This is a genomic window from Ramlibacter sp. (assembly GCF_035706265.1).
Lineage (GTDB): Bacteria > Pseudomonadota > Gammaproteobacteria > Burkholderiales > Burkholderiaceae_C > Ramlibacter.
Window position 1 is genome coordinate 1 of the sequence record NZ_DASSVG010000181.1, and the last position, 7,797, is coordinate 7,797.

Annotated in this window: 6 protein-coding genes; all 6 read right to left on the reverse strand. The window is 69.8% G+C overall.

The window, feature by feature from the left end; all coding sequences use genetic code 11:
* Nucleotides 1-101: 101 nt before the first annotated feature.
* Nucleotides 102-1,652 carry a 2-isopropylmalate synthase gene (locus VFM98_RS06795; protein WP_325109151.1) on the reverse strand — a complete coding sequence of 517 codons (1,551 nt, stop codon included), beginning with the start codon at nucleotides 1,650-1,652 and terminating at the stop codon, nucleotides 102-104.
* Nucleotides 1,637-3,328, reverse strand: coding sequence for a 2-isopropylmalate synthase (leuA, locus tag VFM98_RS06800; RefSeq protein ID WP_325109152.1), 1,692 nt, complete (start codon nucleotides 3,326-3,328; stop codon nucleotides 1,637-1,639). Before leuA ends, VFM98_RS06795 begins: the two co-directional genes overlap by 16 nt.
* Before the next feature lie 205 nt (nucleotides 3,329-3,533).
* Nucleotides 3,534-4,346, reverse strand: coding sequence for a CDP-diacylglycerol--serine O-phosphatidyltransferase (pssA, locus tag VFM98_RS06805; RefSeq protein WP_325109153.1), 813 nt, complete (start codon nucleotides 4,344-4,346; stop codon nucleotides 3,534-3,536).
* A gap of 60 nt (nucleotides 4,347-4,406) precedes the next feature.
* Nucleotides 4,407-5,228 carry an N-formylglutamate deformylase gene (gene hutG, locus VFM98_RS06810; protein WP_325109154.1) on the reverse strand — a complete coding sequence of 274 codons (822 nt, stop codon included), beginning with the start codon at nucleotides 5,226-5,228 and terminating at the stop codon, nucleotides 4,407-4,409.
* Nucleotides 5,229-5,232: 4 nt separating this feature from the next.
* Complete coding sequence (locus VFM98_RS06815; protein ID WP_325109155.1) at nucleotides 5,233-6,633, reverse strand: formimidoylglutamate deiminase; 1,401 nt, start codon at nucleotides 6,631-6,633, stop codon at nucleotides 5,233-5,235.
* On the reverse strand, nucleotides 6,630-7,797 hold a 1,168-nt coding region (gene hutI / locus VFM98_RS06820), incomplete at its 5' end, for an imidazolonepropionase (protein WP_325109156.1). The genes VFM98_RS06815 and hutI, both read right to left, overlap by 4 nt.

A 7,797-nucleotide genomic window follows, 5' to 3' on the forward strand; every position in this document is an offset into this window, starting at 1 on the left:
GGGCCTCGGCAGAGGCAGAGGCGCGGGGGATGGAGGGCGGAGTGCTCTCACCCCTGCCCTCTCCCAGAGGGAGAGGGAGGAACAGCCAGGGGGAGGCTGGGTCAGAGCGGTCCGCCGCCTTGCGCGGGGACCTTGTCGACCTTGCTGTGCAGCTTGTTGAGCGCGCTCAGGTAGGCCTTGGCCGAGGCGACCACGATGTCCGGGTCGGCGCCGACGCCGTTGACGATGCGGCCCGAGCTGGACAGGCGCAGCGTCACCTCGCCCTGGCTCTCGGTCGAGCCGCTGATCGCGTTGACCGAATACAGCACCATCTCGGCGCCGCTTTTCACGTGGCTCTCGATCGCCTTCAGCGACGCGTCCACCGGGCCGTTGCCGTCCGACTCGCCCCGCACCTCGCGGCCGTCAGCCGTGAACACCACCTCCGCGTGCGGGCGCTCGCCGGTCTCGCTGTGCTGGCGCAGCGAGACCAGGCGGTAGGTCTCCTGCTCGTGCTTCACCGACTCGTCGCTCACCAGCGCCAGGATGTCCTCGTCGAAGATCTCGCTCTTGCGGTCGGCCAGTTCCTTGAACTTGGCGAAGGCCGTGTTGATGTCGGCCTCGCTTTCCATCTGCACGCCCAGCTCCTGCAGGCGCTGCTTGAACGCGTTGCGCCCCGACAGCTTGCCCAGCACGATCTTGTTGGCCGACCAGCCCACGTCCTCGGCGCGCATGATCTCGTAGGTGTCGCGCGCCTTGAGCACGCCGTCCTGGTGGATGCCGCTGGCGTGGGCGAATGCGTTGGCGCCCACCACGGCCTTGTTCGGCTGGACGACGAAGCCGGTGGTCTGGCTCACCATCTTGCTTGCCGGCACGATGTGCTCGGTCGCGATGTTCACTTCCAGGCCGAAGTAGTCCTTGCGGGTCTTCACGGCCATCACGATCTCTTCCAGCGAGCAGTTGCCGGCCCGCTCGCCGAGACCGTTGATCGTGCACTCGACCTGGCGCGCGCCGCCGATCTTGACGCCGGCCAGGGAGTTGGCCACCGCCATGCCGAGGTCGTTGTGGCAGTGCACCGACCAGACCGCCTTGTCGGAGTTGGGAATGCGCTCGCGCAGGCTCTTGATGAAGTTGCCGTACAGCTCGGGCACCGCATAGCCTACCGTGTCGGGCACGTTGATGGTGGTCGCGCCCTCGGCGATCACCGTCTCCAGCACGCGGCAGAGGAAGTCGATGTCGCTGCGGTAGCCGTCCTCGGGCGAGAACTCGATGTCGGCGCACAGGTTGCGCGCGAAGCGCACCGACTGCTTCGCCTGCTCCAGCACCTGCTCCGGCGTCATCCGCAGCTTCTTCTCCATGTGCAGCGGCGAGGTGGCGATGAAGGTGTGCACGCGGGCGCGCGCCGCGCCCTTGAGCGCCTCCGCCGCGCGGGCGATGTCGCGGTCGTTGGCGCGCGCCAGCCCGCACACGGTCGACTCCTTGATCACGTTGGCGATCGCCTGCACGCACTCGAAGTCGCCGTTGGAGCTGGCGGGAAAGCCGGCCTCGATCACGTCGACGCGCAGCCGCTCCAGCTGGCGCGCGATGCGCAGCTTCTCGTCCTTGGTCATGGAGGCGCCGGGCGATTGCTCGCCGTCGCGCAGCGTGGTGTCGAAGATGATCAGTTGGTCTGCCATGTGGATTCCTCTTGTTCGGTCGCGAGGCCGGCGCGCTGCAGGCCCGAGACGATCGCCTTCAGCGAGGCCGAGACGATGTTGCCGTCCATGCCCACGCCGAACAGCGTGCGGTCGCCCACGCGCAGTTCCAGGTAGGCCACGGCCCGCGCGTCGGCGCCCGACGCGATCGCATGCTCATGGTAGTCCAGCACGCGCACCGGTTCGCCCAGCGCGTGGCTGAGCCCTTCGACGAAGGCGTCGATCGGGCCGTTGCCGGCCCCGGTGATGGTGAGCGCCCGGCCGCCGCCCATGCGCACGTTCGCTTCCAGCGTCACCGGCTCGCCCGGCGCGCCGGACTCCAGCACCTGGTGGGTGACGGCGGCGCGGTTGACGCGGTACTCGTTCTCGAACAGGGTCCAGAGGTCGTGCGCCGAGAGCTCCTTGCCGCTCGCGTCCATCACGCCCTGCACCACCTGGCTGAACTCGATCTGCAGCCGGCGCGGCAGCTCCAGCCCGTATTCGCTTTCCAGCAGGTAGGCGATGCCGCCCTTGCCGGACTGGCTGTTGACGCGGATCACGGCCTCGTAGCTGCGCCCCAGGTCCTTGGGGTCGATCGGCAGGTAAGGCATGTCCCAGAGCTCGCCTTCCTTGCGGGCGGCGAAGGCCTTCCTGATCGCGTCCTGGTGCGAGCCGGAGAAGGAGGTGTAGACCAGGTCGCCCACATAGGGATGGCGCGGATGCACCGGCAGCTGGTTGCAGTGCTCCACGGTGCGGCGGATCTCGTCGATGTCGGAGAAGTCCAGGCCCGGGTCCACGCCCTGGCTGTAGAGGTTCAGCGCCACGTTCACGATGTCGAGGTTGCCGGTGCGCTCGCCGTTGCCGAACAGGCAGCCTTCGAGCCGGTCGGCGCCGGCCAGGACGGCGAATTCGCCGGCGGCCGTGCCGGTGCCACGGTCGTTGTGCGGATGCACCGACAGCACGATGGCCTCGCGCCGGGCCAGGTGGCGGTGCATCCACTCGATCATGTCGGCGAAGATGTTGGGCGTGGAGTGCTCCACGGTGGACGGCAGGTTGACGATGCACTTGCGCGCCGGCGTCGGCTTCCACACTTCCGTCACTGCATCGACCACGCGCTTGGCGAACACCAGTTCGGTGCCGGAGAACATCTCGGGCGAGTACTGGAAGATCCAGTCGGTTTCGGGCTGCTGCGCCGCCAGTTCCTTGAACAGCTTCGCCTGCGAGGTGGCGAGTTCGACGATGCCGTCCTCGTCCAGCCCCAGCACCACCTTGCGCATCACCGGCGCGGTGGCGTTGTACAGGTGGACGATGGCGCGCTTTGCGCCCTGCAGCGACTCGAACGTGCGGCGGATCAGCGGCTCGCGCGCCTGCGTGAGCACCTGGATCGTCACGTCGTCGGGGATCAGGTCTTCCTCGATCAGCTTGCGCACGAAGTCCCATTCCACCTGCGAGGCCGAGGGGAAGCCGACCTCGATCTCCTTGAAGCCGATCGCCACCAGGGTCTCGAACATGCGCAGCTTGCGGGTGATGTCCATCGGCTCGATCAGGGCCTGGTTGCCGTCGCGCAGGTCCACGCTGCACCACACGGGCGGCTTCGTCAGCACCGCATCGGGCCAGGTGCGGTCCGCCAGGCGCACGGGGGCGAAGGAGCGGTACTTGCTCGCGGGGTTCTTCAGCATGGGCATCGGTGTTCTCGCTTGGTGTGGGTTGGTGCCAGCAGCCCCAATGAAAAACGGCCCGCTGCTGGTGCAAACGGGCCGTCAGTCCGGGAATATGCGCGCGCGCTACCGTCTCCGCCCGTGGGGGATGAGTAGTAGGGCCAGCGCGATACGGTTCATGCGGTCCACTGTAACACAGGAATTTGCGAAGGCTTCATCAGGGTTTCTATCGGTGCAGTCCGCTTTCTTCCGGTTCGTCCGTCGACGTCGCGATCACGCTGGCGCGCTCGCCGCGCGACTTGCGCCAGAAGTACACCGCGTAACCCGAGAGGCCGTACACGACGAAGATCGCGAACAGCACCGCGGGCGGATAGATGTTGATCACGGCGATGCCCAGGGCGATCAGCACGATCACCGCGAAGGGCACGCTCTTCTTCATCTGGATGTCCTTGAAGCTGTAGAAGGGCACGTTGGTGACCATGGTCAGCCCCGCGTACAGCGCCACGCCGAACATGAACCACGCCACTTCGTAGCCCTTCACCGCGTATTCGGTCATCAGCCAGATGAAGCCGGTGACCAGCGCCGCCGCCGCCGGCGAAGGCAGGCCCTGGAACCAGCGCTTGTCCACCACGCCCGTGTTGACGTTGAAGCGCGCCAACCGCAGCGCGGCGCACGCGCAGTACACGAAGGCCGCGATCCAGCCCCAGCGGCCCAGGCCCTTCAGGGCCCATTCGTAGGCGATCAGCGCCGGTGCGGCGCCGAAGGACACCATGTCCGAGAGCGAATCCATCTGCTCGCCGAAGGCGCTCTGCGTATTGGTCATGCGCGCCACGCGGCCGTCCAGGCTGTCCAGCACCATGGCGCAGAACACGCCCACGGCCGCCAGGTCGAAGCGGCCGTTCATGGCCATGACGATCGCGTAGAAGCCGCCGAACAGCGCGGCGAGCGTGAAGAGGTTGGGCAGGATGTAGATGCCCTTGCGGCGCTTGCGCAGCACTACCCCTTCCGCCGCGAATTCGTCTTCGTGTCCGTCATGCATGGAGGCGAGTGTAATTCCCCGGCCGCTGCGCCCCGGACGGCGAGGCGACAGTTGTGGCGCTCACGAAGCGGCCGCTGCCGCGCGGCGCGCATGGGCCAGCACGGTCTCCAGCATCCGGCGCAGGTACGGCTGGATGCGCTTGGCGCGCTCGGGAAGGTAGGCGAAGTCGCCCGACTCCTCCATGTAGCTGCACTGCGTCAGCTCCAGCTGCACGGCATGGACGCCTTCGGCCGGGCGGCCGTACTCGCGCGTGATGTAGCCGCCCTTGAAGCGGCCGTTGAGGACGGCGCTGTGCTCGGGGACGCCGCGGGCGATCTCCAGCAGTTCCGCGCCGAGGGCTGGATCGCAGCTCGCGCCGTCGGCCGTGCCCAGGTTGAAGTCGGTCAGCCGCCCCTCGAAGAAGCGCGGCAGCACCGAGCGGATCGAGTGCGCGTCCCACAGCATGGCGACGCCGTGCTGCTGCCGGATGCGTTGCAGCTCGGCGCGCAGCTGCGCGTGGTAGGGCCGCCACCAGGTTTCGATGCGCGCCTGCGTCTCGGCGGCGTCCGGTTCCTGGCCGTCGCGGTACAGCGGCTGGTCGTCGAAAGTGTCCACCGGGCACAGGCCGGTGACGCTGCGGCCCGGGTAGAGGCTGCTGCCGTCCGGCGGGCGGTTGAGGTCGATCACGTAGCGCGAGTGCGTGGCCATCAGGACGGAGGCGCCGAGCTCGCGGGCGAAGGCGTACAGGCGGTCCATGTGCCAGTCCGTGTCGGGCACGCGGCGGGCTTCGTCCGTCAGGCGCGCCGCGATCTCCGGCGGCACGTAGGTGCCCATGTGCGGCATCGAGACCAGCAGCGGCGCGGTGCCGGCGTGGAAGAGGAAAGGAGGATGGGTCTGGTTCATGGATTCAGGAAGTCGTGGACAGCAGCTCGCGGCGCGCCGCGATGAAGGCCGCCGCAGTTTCGCCGGCCAGGGGATGGGCGCCCTGCTCCACCCGCCGGCGCCCGGCCACCCACACCTCGCGCAGGGCCGAGCGGCGGTGGCTGGCGAAAACGTGGGCCGAGAGCATGGCCTGCGGCGTGGGCAGTTCGCGCAGCAGGGTGTGTTGCGCGTCGAGGATAACGAAGTCGGCCTGCTGGCCCACCGCCAGACCGGCGACGGGCCGGCCGCTCGCCTGGGCGCCGCCGGCGACCGCTTCGAGCGTCATGGCGGTCGCCACGTGGGCTTCGTCGGCGCGGGCCAGCACGTTGCGCCGCTGGGTGGCGAGCCGCTGGCCGTATTCCAGCAGCATCAGCTCCTCCGCCGCGTTCACGCAAGCGTGGCTGTCGGAGCCGATGCCCCAGCGGCCGCCGTGGCTGCGCCACGCGCCCGCATCGAAGAGGCCATCGCCGAGGTTGGCCTCGGTGCTGGGGCAGAGGCCCGCGACAGCCCCGGTAGCTGCCGCGCGGCGGTGTTCGTCCGCCGTCATGTGGGTGGCGTGCACCAGGCACCAGCGGCCATCGACCTTCGCATGATCGAGCAGCCATTCCACCGGGCGCTGGCCACTCCAGGCCAGGCAGGCCTCGACCTCCGCGGTCTGCTCCGCGATGTGGATGTGGATCGGCGCTGAGGCGTCGAGGGCGTCCAGTCCGGCCAGGGCATCGGCAACCGCCTCCGGCGGCACGGCGCGCAGCGAGTGCGGCGCCAGCCCCAGGCGGGCGCCGTGGCGCTCGCACAGCGGCTTGAGGCGCTCCAGCAGGCGCAGCATGTCGTCGGTGCGGCGGATGAAGCGCCGCTGGCCTTCTGTGGGCGGCTTCGCGCCGAAGCCGCTCGTCTGGTACAGCACCGGCAGCAGCGTCAGGCCGATGCCCGCCTGCGCGGCAGCCTCGATAAGGCAGGCCGAGAGCACGCCGTCGTCGGCATAGGGACGGCCGTCGCGGTCGTGGTGCACGTAGTGGAACTCGCAAACCGAGGTGTAGCCGGCCTCGAGCATCTCGACGTACAGCGCCGTGGCGATGGCGCGCAGCTGCTCCGGCGTGAGCGCGCCGGCGAAGCGGTACATCAGCGCCCGCCAGCTCCAGAAGCTGTCCTCGGGGTCGTGGCCGCGGTATTCCGTCAGGCCGGCGAAGGCACGCTGGAAGGCGTGCGAATGCAGGTTGGGCATTCCCGGCAGCAGCGGGCCGGCGGCGCGGGCGGCGCCGGCGGGCGCGGGGCTGCCGGGGCGCACGGACAGCAGGCGGCCGCTGCCGTCCCATTCGAGCAGCACGTCGCGGGCCCATCCCTCGGGCAGGAGCGCGTGCTCGGCGAAGAGCGAGCCGGGGGCGGTCATGCGCCCTCCTCCGCGGTGACGGCCAGCCGGCCCTGGCGCACGACCCGGCAGGCGGGGCGCTGGCCGAGCCAGTACACCAGTTCGGAAGCGTCGCGCAGCGGCCAGAGCACGAAGTTGGCGGGACGTCCCGGCGCCAGCGCGCCATGCGTGTCCTGCAGGCCGAGCGCGCGCGCCGCGTGGTGGGTGACGCCCGCGAGTGCCTCTGGCACGGTGAGGCGGAACAAGGTGCTGGCCATGTTCAGCATCAGCAGCAGGCTCAGGGCCGGCGAAGTGCCGGGGTTGTGGTCGGTCGCCACGGCCATCGGCACGCCCGCCGCGCGCAGCGCCTCGATCGGCGGCAGGTGCGTGTCGCGCAGGAAGTAGAAGGCGCCGGGCAGCAGCACCGCCACGGTGCCGCTCGCGCGCATCGCCGCGATGCCTTCGGCGCTCAGGTGCTCGATGTGGTCGCACGACAAGGCGCCGAACGAGCCCGCGAGCTTCGCGCCGCCCATGTCCGACAGCTGCTCGGCATGCAGCTTCACCGGCAGGCCCAGCGCCTGGGCGGCGCGGAATACCGTCTCGGTTTCGGCCAGCGAGAAGGCGATGCGCTCGCAGAACACGTCCACCGCGTCGACCAGGCCTTCGGCGGCCAGCGCCGGCAGCATCCGCTCGCAGACCTCCGCGATGTAGTCGCCGCTGCGGCCCGCGTACTCGGGCGGCAGCGCGTGGGCGCCGAGGAAGGTGGTGCGCACGGTCACGCCCAAGTCGCGCCCGAGCCGGCGCGCGACGCGCAGCTGCTTGCGTTCGTGCTCCAGCGCCAGGCCGTAGCCCGACTTGATCTCGATCGCGCACACACCTTCGGCCAACAGCGACTGCAGGCGCGGCAGGGCCTGCGCGTACAGCTCGTCTTCGCTGGCGGCGCGGGTGGCGTGCACGGTGGAGACGATGCCGCCGCCGGCGTGGGCGATCTGTTCGTAGCTGGCGCCGGCCAGCCGCAGCGCGAACTCGTTGGCGCGCTGGCCGCCGTAGACCAGGTGCGTGTGGCAGTCGATGAGGCCCGGCGTGACCAGCGCGTCGCCACCGTCGTGCCGCGGCAGGTCCGCGGACCGGGACGGCAGCTCGGCACGTGCGCCCACGTAGGTGATCGCGCCACCTTCGACCACGATGGCCGCGTCGTCCAATGCG